Source organism: Brachybacterium sp. GCM10030268 (genome assembly GCF_042666305.1).
Classification (GTDB): Bacteria; Actinomycetota; Actinomycetes; order Actinomycetales; family Dermabacteraceae; genus Brachybacterium.
In genome coordinates, this window is record NZ_JBHTCW010000017.1 from 1 (window position 1) to 15,180 (window position 15,180).

12 protein-coding genes are annotated in these 15,180 nt (G+C 70.6%); 1 reads left to right on the plus strand and 11 read right to left on the minus strand.

Annotation, left to right across the window (positions count from 1 at the left end; all coding sequences use genetic code 11):
* Positions 1-452: 452 nt before the first annotated feature.
* Positions 453-1,151 (minus strand): ubiquinone/menaquinone biosynthesis methyltransferase, encoded by a 699-nt coding sequence (locus tag ACFQRD_RS16095; RefSeq protein ID WP_377019565.1) that lies wholly within the window; start codon positions 1,149-1,151, stop codon positions 453-455.
* A 236-nt stretch (positions 1,152-1,387) separates the two neighbouring features.
* Here ACFQRD_RS16095 and serC point away from each other — a divergent pair, with 236 nt between their 5' ends.
* The gene (gene serC, locus ACFQRD_RS16100) at positions 1,388-2,545 is read left to right on the plus strand and encodes a phosphoserine transaminase (protein ID WP_377019566.1); all 1,158 of its coding nucleotides are present in this window, start codon (positions 1,388-1,390) and stop codon (positions 2,543-2,545) included.
* Between the two features lie 23 nt (positions 2,546-2,568).
* Here the strand turns inward: serC and ACFQRD_RS16105 are convergent, their stop codons facing one another.
* The 10 genes from ACFQRD_RS16105 to mfd form a co-directional block, all read right to left on the minus strand.
* Positions 2,569-3,162 (minus strand): MarR family winged helix-turn-helix transcriptional regulator, encoded by a 594-nt coding sequence (locus tag ACFQRD_RS16105; RefSeq protein ID WP_377019567.1) that lies wholly within the window; start codon positions 3,160-3,162, stop codon positions 2,569-2,571.
* Positions 3,162-4,658: an NCS2 family permease gene (locus ACFQRD_RS16110; protein ID WP_377019568.1), complete on the minus strand. Its 1,497-nt coding sequence runs from the start codon at positions 4,656-4,658 to the stop codon at positions 3,162-3,164. Before ACFQRD_RS16110 ends, ACFQRD_RS16105 begins: the two co-directional genes overlap by 1 nt.
* Before the next feature lie 51 nt (positions 4,659-4,709).
* Complete coding sequence (gene nagB, locus ACFQRD_RS16115; RefSeq protein ID WP_377019569.1) at positions 4,710-5,576, minus strand: glucosamine-6-phosphate deaminase; 867 nt, start codon at positions 5,574-5,576, stop codon at positions 4,710-4,712.
* A gap of 243 nt (positions 5,577-5,819) precedes the next feature.
* Positions 5,820-7,193, minus strand: coding sequence for an NAD(P)/FAD-dependent oxidoreductase (locus ACFQRD_RS16120; RefSeq protein ID WP_377019570.1), 1,374 nt, complete (start codon positions 7,191-7,193; stop codon positions 5,820-5,822).
* Positions 7,194-7,261: 68 nt separating this feature from the next.
* On the minus strand, positions 7,262-8,215 hold the full coding sequence (locus tag ACFQRD_RS16125; protein WP_377804761.1) for an exopolyphosphatase: 954 nt from the start codon (positions 8,213-8,215) through the stop codon (positions 7,262-7,264).
* Entirely contained in the window at positions 8,212-8,811 is a 600-nt protein-coding gene (locus ACFQRD_RS16130; protein ID WP_377804762.1) for a DUF501 domain-containing protein, read from the minus strand. Before ACFQRD_RS16130 ends, ACFQRD_RS16125 begins: the two co-directional genes overlap by 4 nt.
* The gene (locus ACFQRD_RS16135; RefSeq protein WP_377804763.1) at positions 8,808-9,455 is read right to left on the minus strand and encodes a septum formation initiator family protein; all 648 of its coding nucleotides are present in this window, start codon (positions 9,453-9,455) and stop codon (positions 8,808-8,810) included. The genes ACFQRD_RS16130 and ACFQRD_RS16135 overlap by 4 nt, the downstream gene beginning before the upstream one ends.
* A 30-nt stretch (positions 9,456-9,485) precedes the next feature.
* Positions 9,486-10,769 carry a phosphopyruvate hydratase gene (gene eno, locus ACFQRD_RS16140; protein WP_377019575.1) on the minus strand — a complete coding sequence of 428 codons (1,284 nt, stop codon included), beginning with the start codon at positions 10,767-10,769 and terminating at the stop codon, positions 9,486-9,488.
* A 65-nt stretch (positions 10,770-10,834) separates the two neighbouring features.
* Positions 10,835-11,599: a MazG nucleotide pyrophosphohydrolase domain-containing protein gene (locus ACFQRD_RS16145; RefSeq protein ID WP_377019577.1), complete on the minus strand. Its 765-nt coding sequence runs from the start codon at positions 11,597-11,599 to the stop codon at positions 10,835-10,837.
* A complete protein-coding gene (mfd, locus tag ACFQRD_RS16150) occupies positions 11,596-15,177 on the minus strand; it encodes a transcription-repair coupling factor (protein ID WP_377804764.1) in 3,582 nt (1,193 codons plus the stop codon). Before mfd ends, ACFQRD_RS16145 begins: the two co-directional genes overlap by 4 nt.
* Positions 15,178-15,180: the final 3 nt, after the last annotated feature.

Genomic DNA, 15,180 nt, shown 5'->3' on the forward strand with positions numbered 1-15,180 from the left:
CCAGCATATAACTGCTGTATCATCCGTTAAAATTTGCCAATCAAATATTGGCATCAACAAACAGACACGCTATTGAGATATCAAGCAACACGCGCACTCGGTGCTCCAAGCCGCTAGGCTCTTTGCTCCGGGGCAACCCTTATAACTTAGGGGTTCCGGTTCTCCTTGTCAACTCGGTGCGATGTGACTCGCGCCGCGCCGGATTTCGGAGAGATCCGTTGTGCCTGCTCGGACCGGGTTTCGCGTTCCAACCTCTCGGCTGTCCCGCTGTCCCGTTCGGCTGGGCACGAGGAAGAACATTACGCAGATCGCCAGGTGCCGTCAAGCCGGAACGGCCTTCGCGGCGGTGGTCTGCGCCACACTGGCCGGTAACTTACAAAGGCGCTGGTCAGAGGCTTGATCGGTCGGCAGGTGGGTTCCCGAGCCCGGGTCACCGAGCGCGAAGTGCCCGATCAGGAGTGACGCACGACGCCCCGGTGCAGCGCGACGATGCCTCCGGTGAGGTTCCGGTACTGCGCCCGCTCGAGGCCGCTCTCGAGGAACCAACCCCTCAGCTCCTCCTGGTCCGGCCACTCCAGGATCGACTCGGCGAGGTAGTCATACGCGTCACCGCTGGTGGTCAGCCGCCGCGCGACCGTGGGAAGCGCGCGCAGCAGGTACCTCTCGTACGCCGTGCGGAAGACACGGGAGCTCGGGGTCGAGAACTCGCACACCACGACCGTGCCTCCCCCGCGCACCACGCGCACCATCTCCGCAAGCGCGGCGCGCGGGTGCTGGACGTTGCGCAGGCCGAAGGAGATCACCGCCGCGTCGAACGCGTCGGTCGCGAACGGGAGGCGCTGGGCGTCGGCCCCGACGAACGGCACGGGCTCCCCCCGGCGCCGCCCCTCGCGCATCATCCCCAAGGAGAAGTCGGCCGCGACCACGCGCGCACCGGACCGTGCGATCGCCGAGGACGAGGTCCCGGTGCCCGCCGCCAGGTCGAGCACGGTGCCGCCCTGAGGGACCTCGAGCGCGTCGACCATCGCTTCGCGCCACATCCGCACCTGCCCGAGTCCCACCACGTCGTTGATGAGGTCGTAGCGCTTGGCGATGCTGTCGAACATCCCCGCGACGTCGTACGGCTGCTTCTCCAGATCGGCACGGCTCATGATCCGATCCTGCCATGTACCCGGACGGGACAGGGCGTGGTGCGTCGATACCCGGGACGGGGCGCGGGGGCCGGACGACCGGGCCGGGCGCGGAGAGTCCAGTCGCAGAGCGCACCGGCGCAGCAGGGATCCGCGCCGGCGCGGACCGGTCTCGGCCGACGCCCGCGCCCCTGGCAGGATGGTCCCGCCCGCCGGGTCCCCGGCGGCACCGGCCCACCCATCTCGAGGAGCAGCTGATGTCCGATGCCCGCACCCTCCGTGCCGAGACCATCCGCGGTCTGTCCATCCCCCGGGAGCTCCTGCCCGCCGATGGTCGCTTCGGCTCCGGTCCCTCCCGGATCCGGGACGAGCAGGTCGATGTGCTGCGTTCCGTCTCCCGCGAGGTGCTGGGCACCTCGCACCGCCAGGAACCGGTCAAGCAGCTCGTCGGGCGCATCCGCGCCGGCCTGCGCGAGCTCTTCTCCCTCCCCGAGGGGTATGAGGTGGTCCTCGGGAACGGGGGCTCCACAGCGTTCTGGGACATCGCGGCCTTCGGACTGATCGAGTCCCGCTCCCAGCACCTGGTGCTGGGCGAGTTCTCCCAGAAGTTCGCCTCCGAGGTCGCCGGCGCCCCCCACCTGGCCGAGCCCGAGCTGATCCGCGCCGACCCCGGTGCCCTGCCGGAAGCGGCGGCTCGCGACGATGTCGATGCCTACGCGTGGCCCCACAACGAGACGTCGACCGGAGTGATGGCTCCCGTGCGCCGCCCGGCCGGCGCCGGAGCGGACCAGCTCGTGATGATCGATGCGACGTCGGCCGCCGGCGGGGTGATGGTCGACATCGCCGAGACCGACGCCTACTACTTCGCGCCGCAGAAGGCCTTCGCCTCCGACGGCGGGCTGTGGCTCGCGCTGCTCTCCCCCGCGGCGCTCGAGCGGGCCCAGCGCCTCGAGGCCGACGCCACCCGCTGGATCCCGTCGTTCCTCTCCCTGACCGCCGCGATCGACAACTCTCGCAAGGACCAGACCCTCAACACGCCGGCCGTGGCCACCCTCGTGATGCTCGCCGAGCAGATCGACTGGCTCCTGGCGCAGGGCGGCCTGGCCTGGGCCGATGAGCGGACCCGGACCACCAGCGGGATGCTGCACGACTGGGCGGCGCGCCGCGGTGAGATCACACCGTTCGTCGGTGAGGCACATGCACGGTCGCAGGTCGTGACCACTCTGGACGTGGACGAGGCGATCGATGCCACGGCGATCACCGCCGTGCTGAGGGCCCACGGGGTCGTGGACATCGAGCCGTACCGCAAGCTGGGCCGCAACCAGCTGCGCATCGCCACGTTCCCGGCGGTGGCACCGGATGATGTGGCCTCGCTGATCTCCGTGCTGGATCACGTGCTGGATCGCTCCGCCTGACGCGGCGCCGGATCCCGGAGCGGTCAGTCCCGACGTTCGATGAGGGTCCGGCGCAGCAGCTCGGCCGCCTCGCGCAACGTGTCCCGCTCCTCGGGGCCGGCCTCCTGGATGCGGGAGCGGAGCCACTCGTCGCGTTCGGCGCGGCCGCGCAGGACCACCTGCTCGCCGGCGTCGGTGAGCGTCACGCGTACCTGGCGTCCATCCCCGGGGTGGGCAGCTCTGGTCACCATCCCCGCTTCCTCGAGCCGACCGAGGATCCTGGTCATCACCGGCGGCGTGACGTGCTCGAAGTCTGCGAGCGCCCCGGGCGTCGACTGCCCGGTGCGCTGGAGATAGGCCAGGACCGAGTACTGCGAGGCGGAGACGTCCTCGGAGGCGGTGTGCGAGCGGAGGATGCGGGAGGAGACCAGGAGGACGCGTCGCAGTTCGGCGGCCAGCTCCGCGAAGTCGCCGACAGAAACGTCGCCGACAGAGCCCTCGCCGACAGAAACGTCGCCCGTAGAGCCATCCGCCCGCCCGGCGCCGTCAGCGCCCACGGCACCGTCGACGCCCTCCGGCCCGTCCGCGCCCGCTGGAGGGCGGCCCGGTCCGGTCGGATCCTGGTCGTCGTCGGCCATCACAGCAGCAGGCTCTCGATCGCTCCGCGGAGGAAGTACACGACGAAGAGCACAGCGATGAGGTACATGAGCCAGTGCACCTCGCGTCCCTTGCCCCTCACCACGCGGATCAGGACGTACATGATGAAGCCCGCGCCCATGCCGACGGTGATCGAATAGGCGAAGGGCATCAGGATGATGGTCAGGAACGCCGGCAGCGCGATCTCGACGTCGGTGAAGTCGATGTCGGTGATCTGGGTCATCATCAGGAAGCCGACCGTGACCAGAGCCGGGGTCGCTGCCTCGTACGGCACCAGGGCGACCAGGGGCGACAGGAACGTCGTCAGCAGGAAGGCGATCCCGACGACCACGGCGCTGAGACCCGTCCGGGCGCCCTCGGCCACGCCGGAGGTCGACTCCACGAAGCTCGTGTTCGAGGAGACGCCCCCGACACCGCCGGCGATCGCCCCGACGGAGTCGACCACCAGGATGCGCTGGGAGCGCGGGATATCGCCGCGTTCGTCGACCAGGTCCGCCCCGGAGGCGACGCCCACCATCGTGCCCATGGTGTCGAAGAAGTCCGCCAGCAGCAGGGAGAAGACGATGACGAGAGCGCCGATGCCGCCCGCGGCGGTGATGCCACCGATGGGGTCGACCGTGAACAGGGTCGCGAAATCCGGAGCCTGGATCGGGAAGTCGGTCAGGGTGGGCACGTTCATCGCCCAGCCGCCGGGGTTGCCGTTGCCGGATTCATCGGCCGGAGCCCACGCGCCGAGACCCAGCACCTGTTCGATGAGGATCGCCAGCACGGTCGCGGAGACGATCGCGATCAGGATGGCACCGGGGACCTTGCGGACCCACAGGATCAGCATGAGCAGCAAACCGGCGACGAACACGAAGGTCGGCCAACCGGTGAGGGAGCCGTCGTTGCCGAGCTGGACCGGGGTGCTGGCCGCCGTGGTCACGAACTTGGCGTTGAACAGGCCCAGGAACGCGATGAACAGCCCGATGCCGACAGCGATCGCGGTCTTGAGGAAGGGTGGCACCGCGTCGAAGACGGCCTTGCGGAAGCCCGTGAGGACCAGGATCAGGATCACCACGCCCTCGAGCAGGACGAGGCCCATCGCGCCGCCCCAGGTCATTCCGGGCAGCGGCGCCACGGAGTAGGCGATGTAGGCGTTCAGGCCGAGCCCTGTCGCCAGGGCCAGCGGGAACTTCGCCCAGGTGCCCATGAAGATGCTCAGCAACCCGGCGATGAGCGCGGTGCCGGCGGCGACGGCGGGCAGATTCGGCTCCGTCCCCCCGCCGAGATACTGGCCGGTCGAGTCCGGCACCGTGCCGATGATCAGCGGGTTCAGCACCACGATGTAGCACATCGAGAAGAAGGTGACCAACCCGCCGCGGATCTCGCGGGGCACGGTCGAGCCGCGCTCGGAGATCTGGAAGAACCGGTCGAGACCGGAACGCGGCGCCACGGCCGTCGAGGAGGGGGACGAGGAGGGGTCAGCCTGCTGCATGCAGTGATCGTATCCGGCCGCACACAGCCCCGTCGTGCGCAGCCAGTCCGCTCAGCTGTGACGTCGGTCGGACCCCGCAGCAGAGTGCTCGCTCTCCAGCGCGCGGGCATACCGGTAGTAGTCGGCCAGCTCCAGCCGCGAGGCTGCGGCTTCGTCCACGACGACGACCACATCCGGGTGCAGCTGCAGGCAGGTCGCCGGCCACCGGGCGCTGATCGCGCCCTCGGCGAGCTGTGCGACGGCTTCGGCCTTGCCCTCGCCGGTGGCGCTCAGCACGATGCGGCGTGCCTCGCGGATGGTGCCGAGCCCCTGGCTGAGGGCGCGCACGGGGACGTCCTGGACGTCGTCGAAGAACCGGGCGTTGTCGGAGATCGTCCGGCGCGTCAGTCCGATCACGCGGGTGCGGGAGGCCAGGGAGCTGCCGGGCTCGTTGAACGCGATGTGCCCGTTGGATCCGATCCCGAGGATCTGCAGGTCCACGCCGCCGGCCTCGGCGATGCGCCGGTCGTACTGCGCTGCTTCGGCGACGGGGTCGGCGGCGGAGCCATCGGGGGAATGCACAGCGGCGTCGTCGATGTCGATGTGGGAGGTGAAGTTCTCCCGGATGAACCGGTGATAGCTCTGCTCGTGGTCCGGGGGCAGCCCGACGTACTCGTCGAGCAGGAACGCGCGGGTGCCGGCGAACGAGAGTCCCTCCTCGCGGTGGCGGCGGATCAGCTCGGTGTACGCCGGGACCGGCGTGGAACCGGTCGCGAGGCCGAGCACGGCGCCGGTCCGCCCCGGAGAGGCCGGGACAGTCTCCTCCCCCCGCCGCGGTGCGGGGTCCTGCGCGTCCCGGGCCCCGCGCACCGTCTGTTCGAAGACGTCGGCGACGACCTGCGCGCCCGCCTCGGCGTCCGCCACGATGTGGATCTCCATCGGGATCCTCCCTCCTGCTCGTCGAGCGCCCGGCATCGGCGACGCCGTCCCGCATGGCCGTTCGCGCTCACTTCATGATGTAAATGAGCATACTCGGTCACCGGACTGATGGCTGTGGGTGGGCGTGGCTCGCCCGCAACGTCACACGATGCCGACATACGACGAGGCACCGCCGCGCTGTGCGCGACGGTGCCTCGTCATGGGTGGGAGAACGCGATGCTCAGGCGGCGTCCCCCGGTCGGCTCACTTCTTCTTGCCGGTGTTCGCGGCGTACTCGAATGCCGCGCGCGGGGTCGAGGTCTGCGGAATGCCGACGATGTCGCGACGGGAGAGCAGGTTGGTCGCCCAGCCGGCGACGACGGCGGCCTTCCGGCCCATGGTCGGCATCGCGTAGAGGTGGTAGGAGCGAGCCAGGGCCCAGGCCGGCAGGCCACGGACGTCCAGCTCCTTGTCCGCCAGGTTGAGCCGGCAGACTCCCTTGTACATACCGAGGGTCGCCATGACGCCGAGGTTCTTGTGGTAGTAGTCCACCAGCGGCCGGCCCTGCACGGAGCGGGCGATGTTGTCGGCCACACGCTTGCCCTGACGGGTGGCGTGCTGCGCGTTGGGCGGGCAGAACTTGCCCTCGCCGGAGGCCAGATCCGGCACGGCCGCGCAGTCGCCGGCGGCGAACACATTGTCCAGCGGACCGTCGGTGCCGTTGACGCGGAGATCGGCGAGGGCCTCGAGCTTGCCCATCATGGGGCCGCGCTCGGTGATCACGGGCAGATCCGAGACGTCCGAATCGGACAGCACCGGGGCCGGCTTGACGCCGGCGTTCCACACCAGCAGGTCGGACTCGAACTCGTCGCCGTCGCTGGTCTTGATCACGCCGTCCTCGGCGGAGTTCAGGAAGGTCTCCAGCTTGACCTCGATGCCGCGCTCGCGCAGCTGGTTCAGCACGTAGGCGCGCTGATCCTCGGAGAGCTCGGGGAAAACGAACGGAGCGGCGTCGATCAGCACGAAGCGGATGTCCGAGGCGTGGAGGTCGGGGTAGTAGCGCAGGGCGTCGCGGACCATGTCCTCGGTCTCGGCGATCGCCTCGCCGCCGGCGAATCCGCCACCGATGAAGGTGAAGGTCAGCAGCCGCTTGCGGATCTTCGGGTCCTTGGTGGAGGCGGCCTCCGCCAAGTTGGCGAGGATTCGGTCACGCACGGCAACGGCCTCCTCGATCCACTTGAAGCCGATGGCGTTCTCCGCCAGCCCGGGGATGGGCAGCAGGCGGGGGACGGCGCCGAGGCCGACGACCAGGTAGTCGTAGGTGATCTCGAGCTGCACGTCCTCCTCGGTGTTGACCACCACCGTGCTCTCCGCGCTGCGGATGCTGGTCACCGAACCGGTGACGACCTTCGTCCCCGGGAGCATCTTGCGCAGGGGCGCGAGAGCGTTGCGGGGATCGATGCTGCCGGCGCCGACCTCGGGGAGGAAGGGCGCGTAGGTCATGTACGGGCGCGGGTCGACGACGGTGATCGCGACCTCGGAGCCGAGGGTCTTGCGCAGCTCGGACGCGGTCGTCTGGCCGACGGACCCGCCGCCGAGGATCAGGACATGGGGCTTGCCGCCGAAAGTGGTGTTCATGGGCACAGCCTATGACCGTCGCGGCCGTCACACAAAAACGGTCCGCCCCGCGTGACGCGGCGGTGGGCTCAGCGGGCGCGGTCGAGCAGGTCCAGCGCCATGCCGTCGAGGATGTCGTGCTCGCTGGTGCGGGTCTCGGTGATGCCCGAGGCGTCGGCCACGCGGCGCATGATCCGCGACCAGATCAGCGCTCCGGCGCCGATCACGTCGATGCGTCCGGGGTGGATCGTGGTGTGCCGGGAACGCTGTGCGCGGCTCTGAGAGAGCAGGTCGCGGCAGATCCGCTCGACGTCCGGGATCTGCAGGGTCGCACCGTGGGTGACGTCGGGCCGGTATTCCGTCAGTCCCTCGGCGACGGCGGTGAGGGTGGTGATCGTGCCGGCGACGCCGACGAGGGCGGCCGCGCGGTCCAGGGGCACCTCTCGCGCCGCGTCCTCGAGGAGGAGGTCGATGTCCGCGGTGGCGGCCGCGATCTCCGCCTCGGTGGGCGGGTCGGTGGCGAGGTGACGTTCGGTCAGGCGCACGGAGCCCATGTCCATGCTGATGCGATGGGTCGGGGTCTCGGTGCCCAGCACCAGCTCGGTGGACCCGCCGCCGATGTCCACCACCAGCCGTGGCCCCTCGGGCAGGGCCTCGACCGTGCTGACGGCGCCGCGGAAGGAGAGCGCGGCCTCCTCGTCGCCCGTGATCACCTCGGGGCTCACCCCGAGGATCGCGCGGATGCCGTCGATGAACACGTCACGGTTGGAGGCGTCCCGGGTGGCCGATGTCGCCACGAAGCGCACGTTCTCGGGGGCGACTCCGTGGTGCTCGATCAGCTGCTGGTACCGCGTCGCGGCATCCAGCGTGCGTTCGACGGCCACGGGGTCGAGGCTGCCGGTGCGGTCCACGCCGAGTCCGAGTCGCACCATCTCGAGCCGGCGCTCGACGTCCACGAGGCCGGGGCCGTCGTTCTCGCGCCGCGCGATGAGCAGACGGATGGAATTGGTGCCGCAGTCGATGGCGGCGACGGGGACGGTCATCGCTGCTCCTGGGAGTCGTGTGGGTCGGGGTCATGCGGGTCGGGGTCCTGCGCGTCGAGGTCGTGCGCGTCGAGGTCGTGCGCGCACCGGCACATCAGCTCGGGAGCCGCACCGCGGATCCGTCCGAGTGCCTCGTCGGCGACGGGATTGACACCGGTGCCCTCTGCGAGGGCCTGCGCGGCCAGGGCGTGCAGGCACTTCACCCGGGTGGGCATGCCCCCGGCGCTGACGTGGCGGACCTCCTCGGCCTCGCCCAGTTCCTGGCGTCGGGCGAGATAGCGCTCGTGGGCCAGTCGATAGCCCTCCGCGAGCGACTCGTCGGTGGCGAGCCGGTCGGTCAGCTCGGCCATCACCCCGGTCGATTCGAGGCGGGAGAGTTCGAGCGTGAGCCACGGCAGGGTGAGGTACAGGGAGGTGGGGAACGGGGTGCCGTCCTCCAGCCGGGGCGCTGTGCGGACCACTGCAGGACGCCCGCAGCCGCAGCGTCTGGCGATGGAGACCACACCTCGCATCTCCCGTCCCAGCTGGTCCCGCATCACCTCGAGGTCATGGGCGGTGGCCGGGGACTCGAAGGGCAGGGGCGGAAGGGATGTCACTGGTCGGGGTCCTCGGGGGGCTCGTCGGCGGCGTCCTCGTCGGTGGAGCCGGGTTCGTCGGGGATGTCCTCGGCAGTGACGCGGCTGGATCCCTCCACGCTCTCCCAGAGCGTGGAGAACCATTCGCCCTCCCGGGCCTTCTCGGCCGCCTGCTCGGCCTCGGTCAGCGGGACGTCCCGGCCGGAGGTGTCGGTGAGCCGGTACTGCGTCTCGCCGGGCATCGCGAACAGCAGGCGTTCGCGGGCGCGCGCGGCGACGTAGGCAGGATCCTCCCAGCGGTCGACCTGGGTGCGCAGGTCCTCGACCTCCTCCTCCTGCCGCTGGACCTGTGCCCGCAGCTCGGAGAGCTGCTGACGCTGGGCGACGTAGGAGTTCACGGTGGGCACGAGCGCTGCGAGGGCGATGACGACCAGCGCGACCAGCGCGAGGGTGCGGCGGGTGATGACGACCCCGGGACCGTCCTCCTCCGGGCCGCGCGGAGCGGTGCTGCGGGGACGGGAGGCCGCGGCAGGGCCGCGGTTGCGGGAGCCGGGGGCACCCTTCGCGGCGGGGCGCCCGGTCGTCCGCGTCGTGGGGCGACGGGCCCCGGACACAGAGACCGGGCGCCGCGCTGATCGCGGGGCGCCCGGTCGTCTGTTGCTCATGCGCACGAGGTTACAACCTCGAGACGGATCTCAGATCGAGAAACGCGGGAAGGCGGAGGCACCTGCGTAGCGCGCGGCCTCGTCCAGCTCCTCCTCGATGCGCAGCAGCTGGTTGTACTTCGCCACGCGCTCCCCGCGGGCGGGGGCACCGGACTTGATCTGGCCGCAGTTGGTGGCCACGGCGAGATCGGCGATGGTGGTGTCCTCGGTCTCACCGGAGCGGTGGGACATCATGGCCTTGAAGCCCGCGCGGTGGGCGAGGTCCACGGCGTCGAGGGTCTCCGAGAGCGAGCCGATCTGGTTGACCTTGACCAGCAGGGCGTTGGCGGAGCCCTCCTCGATGCCGCGGCCGAGTCGCTCGGGGTTGGTGACGAAGAGGTCGTCGCCCACGAGCTGGACCTTGGCGCCGACGCGGTCGGTCATGGCCTTCCAGCCCTCCCAGTCGTCCTCGTCCAGCGGGTCCTCGATGGAGACCAGCGGGTAGGACTCGACGAGCTCGGCGTAGTAGTCGATCAGCTCGGTGGAGGACTTCGAGGTGCCCTCGAAGGTGTAGGAGCCGTCGGCGAAGAACTCGGAGGCGGCGACGTCCAGCGCCAGGGCCACGTCCTTGCCGGCCTCGTAGCCGGCCTTGCCGATCGCTTCGACGATCAGATCCAGCGCGGCGCGGTTGGAGTCGAGGTTCGGGGCGAAGCCGCCCTCGTCGCCGAGACCGGTGGCCAGCCCGCGGTCCTTGAGCACGGACTTCAGGGCGTGGTACACCTCGGCGCCGACCCGGAGGGCCTCGGAGAAGCTCTCCGCGCCGATGGGGGCGATCATGAACTCCTGGATGTCGACGTTCGAATCCGCGTGGGATCCGCCGTTGAGGATGTTCATCATCGGCACCGGCAGGATGTGCGCGTTCGCACCGCCGACGTACTGGTACAGCGGCACCCCGGCGGAGTCCGCGGCGGCGCGCGCCACGGCCAGGGACACGCCGAGAATGGCATTGGCTCCCAGGGCGCCCTTGTTGTCCGTGCCGTCGGTCTCGTTCATCACGGCGTCGATCGCACGCTGCTCCTGGACGTCCATGCCCAGGATCTTGGGCTGGATGTCGGCGATGACGGCCGCGACGGCCTGCTCGACGCCCTTGCCCAGGTAGCGGTCCTTGTCGCCGTCACGGCGCTCGACGGCCTCGAAGGCACCGGTCGACGCGCCGGAGGGCACCTCGGCGCGGGCGAAGGTGCCGTCGTCGAGGAGGATCTCCACCTCGACGGTGGGGTTTCCTCGGGAATCGAGGATCTCGCGGGCGTGAACGGCATCGATCAGAGCTGCCATGGGCTGTTCCTTCCTTCGGGTGAAGATCCGTCACGGCCGGTCGGCGCTGACCGTCCTCGGACAGTCTAGGCCGTGTGGTGCGCGCCGCCCGCCGCGGGGTCCTGGCGCGTGGGCTCACCGGCTGCGGCCATGCGGGTCAGCAGCGCCCGCAGCGCGGTCTCGGGGTCGTCATCGCGCGCCTCGGCGGTGACCACGAGGTCCAGCAGGGAGCGCCCGAGGTTCCCTCCCCACTGCCCGGAGTCCTCGGCCGCCGCCGCACCGTCGGCAGCCTCGAGCAGCTCGTCCAGCCGCCCGGCCGAGCGTGCCCGATGGACCACTTTGGCGGCGCTCTGCAGGGCGGGCAGTTGGGCGGGGATGCCCTCGAACCAGCCCTTCTCGCCCTGGCCGGAGGCCCGTCGCTCCGCGGCTTTGGCGGCATGCCACTGGGCGATGATCTCCTCGACGTCGCCGGGGTCCTCGAGCGTCTCGGTGCGGTTCTCACCGAAGACGTGCGGGTTGCGCCGCTCCATCTTGGCGACGAAGGCACGGGCCACGTCATCGATGTCCCAGGCCGGGTCGGACTCCTGCCCCACACGGGCGTGGAAGAGGATCTGGAACAGCAGGTCGCCGAGCTCGTCGGCCAGCGCGCCGGGTCCATGGGCCGACGGGTCGTCGATCACCTCGAGGACCTCGTAGGTCTCCTCCAGCAGGTATCGCGCGAGCGACGCGTGGGTCTGCTGGTGCGTCCAGGCGTCCCCGTCGGCCGCGCGGAGGGCCTCCATCACCTCGACCGCTCGCAGCAGCTCACTGCCGCGAGCGGGAGCAGGGTCCGCCTCACGTGGGTCGTTCACGAGGGCGAGGCTACCGGGGCGGGCACGAGCGTGCCCAGCACCTCGCGCGCCCAGTCCAGCAGCTCGTGGTCACGCAGCTCCGTCCCCCCGAAGCGGGAGGTGGTGGGCCGCGGCACCAGCACCTGGCGGGTGGTGGGTTTCAGCAGCGTGCCCGGGTAGAGGCGCTTCATGCGCATCGCCGCGGAGTCCGGCACCTCGAGGTGGGCGAAGCGGATCATCTTGCCCTGGGCCTGGACCTCGTCGATGCCGGCGGCGCGCGCATCGATGCGGAAGCGCGCGACGTCCAGCAGCACCTCGACCGGCGCCGGCGGGGGGCCGTAGCGGTCGGTGAGCTCGGAACGGATCTGCTCGATCTCGGAGAGCTCCCGCACCGCGGAGAGCTTCGAGTACGCCTCCAGCCGGAGCCGCTCGGAGCCGATGTAGTCGTGCGGGACGTGCGCATCCAGCGGCAGCTCGACGCGGATCTCCTTCTCCGGCGCAGCCCCTTCCCCGCGGAAGGCCGCGACCGCCTCGCCCACCATCCGCACGTACAGGTCGAACCCGACCCCGGCGATGTGGCCGGACTGCTCGCCGCCCAGCAGGTTGCCGGCGCCGCGGATCTCGAGGTCCTTCATCGCCACCTGCATGCCGGCCCCGAGGTCGGTGTTGGTCGCCAGAGTGGTCAGCCGGTCATGGGCGGTCTCGGTCAGGGGCTTCGCCCCGTTGTAGAGGAAGTAGGAGTAGGCGCGCTCGCTGGAGCGGCCCACACGCCCGCGCAGCTGATGCAGCTGCGAGAGACCGAACTTGTCGGCGTTCTCCACGATCAGGGTGTTGGCGTTGGAAATGTCCAGGCCGGTCTCGACGATGGTGGTGCACACCAGCACGTCGAAGTCGCGCTCCCAGAAGTCGATGATGACGCGCTCCAGCTGGGCCTCGTTCATCTTGCCGTGGGCCACCTGGACCCGGGCGTCGGGCACCAGCTCGCGCAGATGGTTCGCGACCCGATCGATGTCCTCGACCCGGTTGTGGACGTAGAAGACCTGGCCCTCGCGCAGCAGCTCGCGGCGGATGGCCGCCGTGACCTGCTTGTCGTCCTGGACCCCGACGTAGGTGAGCACCGGGTGGCGCTCCTCCGGCGGCGTGGCCAGGATCGACATCTCCCGGATCCCGGTCACGGCCATCTCCAGTGTGCGCGGGATCGGGGTGGCGGACATCGCCAGCACGTCCACGTTGGTGCGCAGCGCCTTCAGCGTCTCCTTGTGCTCGACCCCGAAGCGCTGCTCCTCGTCGACGATCAGCAGCCCCAGATCCTTGAACCGGACGTTGCCGGTCAGCAGCCGGTGGGTGCCGATGACCACGTCCACGCTGCCGTCGGCGATGCCCTCGACGGTGCGCTCGGAATCCGCGGCGCTCTGGAAGCGCGAGAGGCCCCGCACGGTGACGGGGAAGCCGGCGTAGCGCTCGGTGAAGGTGTCCAGATGCTGCTGGGCCAGCAGCGTGGTGGGGGCGAGGACGGCGACCTGCTTGCCGTCCTGGACGGCCTTGAAGGCGGCGCGCACCGCGATCTCCGTCTTGCCGTAGCCGACGTCGCCGAGGATCAATCGGTCCATGGGGACCGGCTTCTCCATGTCCGCCTTGACGTCCTCGATGGTCGAGAGCTGGTCCGGGGTCTCGATGAACTCGAAGGAGTCCTCGAGCTCGCGCTGCCACGGAGTGTCCGGCCCGAAGGCGTGGCCGGGCGCGGACTGCCGGGCCGAGTACAGCCGCACCAGCTCATCGGCGATCTCGCGGATGGCCTTGCGGGCACGGGACTTGGTCTTGGCCCAGTCCGAGCCACCCATCTTGTTGACGGCCGGCTCCTCGCCGCCGACGTACTTGGTGACCTGGTCGATCTGGTCGCTGGGGACGTAGAGGCGGTCCCCGGGCTGGCCCTTCTTCGAGGCCGCGTACTCGATGACCAGGTACTCGCGGGTGGTGCGCTTGGCGCCGGTGCCGACGGTGCGGCTGGTCATCTCCACGAAGCGCCCGACGCCGTGGTGAGAGTGGACGACGTGGTCGCCGGGGCGCAGCTGCAGGGGATCGACGACATTGCGCCGGCGCGAGGGCATCCGGCGCTCCTCGGCGCGGCGGGCGCCGGATTTACCGGTCAGGTCCCGCTCGGAGGCGAGGATCACGCGGGCGTCCTCGTCGATCAGGCCCTCCGGGAACGGGCCGACGGTGACCACGGCCTCGCCCGGAGCCACGGGCCCCTCCAGCTCTGGCGTGAACACGGCGGGCATGCCCTCGCCGCGGAGGTTCTCGGTGACGTGCCGGGCGCCACCGGCACCGACCATGGTGGCCAGCACCGACCAGCCGTCCTGGCGGCGCTTGTCCAGATCCTTCGCGGCGTCACCGGGTTTGCCCGAATAGCCCGGGTGGGTGCGTGAGGAGGTGGTGAGGTCGACGTCGGCATCCAGTCCGAAGGGAGCCAGGGTGAACCAGGGGCGGCCACCGTCGCGGGCATGCCGCTCGGCTTCGGCCAGCGGCACGAAGCTCGCCTCGCCCACGTCGATCGGCAGCCCGCCGCCGGCGGCGGCGCTGGACCAGGCGGCGGCGAGGAACTCATCGGTGGTGGCCACCAGCTCCGCCGCGCGGGCACGGGACTTCTCCGGGTCCAGGACCAGGAAGCGTGAGCCCTCGGGGAGGGTGTCGGTGACCTGCTCCATCCCGTCGACCAGAACCGGGCTGAGGGATTCCATGCCGTCGGCGGCGATCCCGTCGGCGATCCGCAGCAGCAGGTCGCGTGCGCCGGGCAGCTCGTCGGCCATGGCCCGGGCGCGCTCACGCACGGCAGGGGTCAGGAGGATCTCTCTGCAGGGCGGGGCGTCCAGCCCTCGCGGCGCCGGGTCGAGGGAGCGCTGGTCGGCGACCGAGAAGTAGCGCACCTCATCGACGTCGTCGCCGAAGAGGTCCACGCGCACGGGATGCGGCTCGGTGGGCGGGAACACGTCGAGGATGCCGCCGCGCACTGCGAACTCGCCGCGCTTCTCCACCATGTCCACCCGGACGTAGGCGGAGTCGACCAGGTCCCGTTCGAGATCCTCGAGCGGGTACGTGTCGCCGACGGCCGCGCGCACCGGTGCCAGGTCGCCGAGCCCGGTGGCGATCGGCTGGAGCAGGGAGCGCACCGGCATCATCAGCACATGCACCGGATCCTCGGACTCCGGATGGGCGATGCGCCGCAGCGTCGCCAGCCGCTTGGCGACGGTGTCGGCTCGCGGGGAGAGCCGCTCGTGAGGGAGCGTCTCCCAGGCCGGGAGCTCGGCGAGGTGCTCGGTGCCGACCAGTGCCGACAGTGCCGAGCGGACATCCTCGGCGGCGCGGGTGGTGGGGGTCACCACGACCAGGGGGTGCTCGGCGCTCGCGCGGCGCGCGAGATCGGCGACGACGAAGGGGAACAGGGCGGTGGCCGCGACGATGCTGCCGCCCTCGCCGGTGCCCGATCCGTCCTCGACGAGGGAGCGGACCGCAGTGAGGTCTCGGCCCTCGGAGAGCTGGTCGAGCAGCGGAGACAGCGGTGCCCGGGTGGAGGTGGCGGGTGCGTGGGTGGTGGTGCTCATCGA

Excerpts from the sequence above, each read along its gene's own strand:
- ACFQRD_RS16120 (WP_377019570.1), bottom strand. The coding sequence starts at position 7,193 with ATGAACACCACTTTCGGCGGCAAGCCCCATGTCCTGATCCTCGGCGGC.
- ACFQRD_RS16110 (WP_377019568.1), bottom strand. The coding sequence starts at position 4,658 with ATGCAGCAGGCTGACCCCTCCTCGTCCCCCTCCTCGACGGCCGTGGCG.
- ACFQRD_RS16095 (WP_377019565.1), bottom strand. The coding sequence starts at position 1,151 with ATGAGCCGTGCCGATCTGGAGAAGCAGCCGTACGACGTCGCGGGGATG.
- serC (WP_377019566.1), top strand. The coding sequence starts at position 1,388 with ATGTCCGATGCCCGCACCCTCCGTGCCGAGACCATCCGCGGTCTGTCC.
- ACFQRD_RS16125 (WP_377804761.1), bottom strand. The coding sequence starts at position 8,215 with ATGACCGTCCCCGTCGCCGCCATCGACTGCGGCACCAATTCCATCCGT.
- mfd (WP_377804764.1), bottom strand. The coding sequence starts at position 15,177 with ATGAGCACCACCACCCACGCACCCGCCACCTCCACCCGGGCACCGCTG.
- ACFQRD_RS16135 (WP_377804763.1), bottom strand. The coding sequence starts at position 9,455 with ATGAGCAACAGACGACCGGGCGCCCCGCGATCAGCGCGGCGCCCGGTC.
- nagB (WP_377019569.1), bottom strand. The coding sequence starts at position 5,576 with ATGGAGATCCACATCGTGGCGGACGCCGAGGCGGGCGCGCAGGTCGTC.
- ACFQRD_RS16105 (WP_377019567.1), bottom strand. The coding sequence starts at position 3,162 with ATGGCCGACGACGACCAGGATCCGACCGGACCGGGCCGCCCTCCAGCG.
- eno (WP_377019575.1), bottom strand. The coding sequence starts at position 10,769 with ATGGCAGCTCTGATCGATGCCGTTCACGCCCGCGAGATCCTCGATTCC.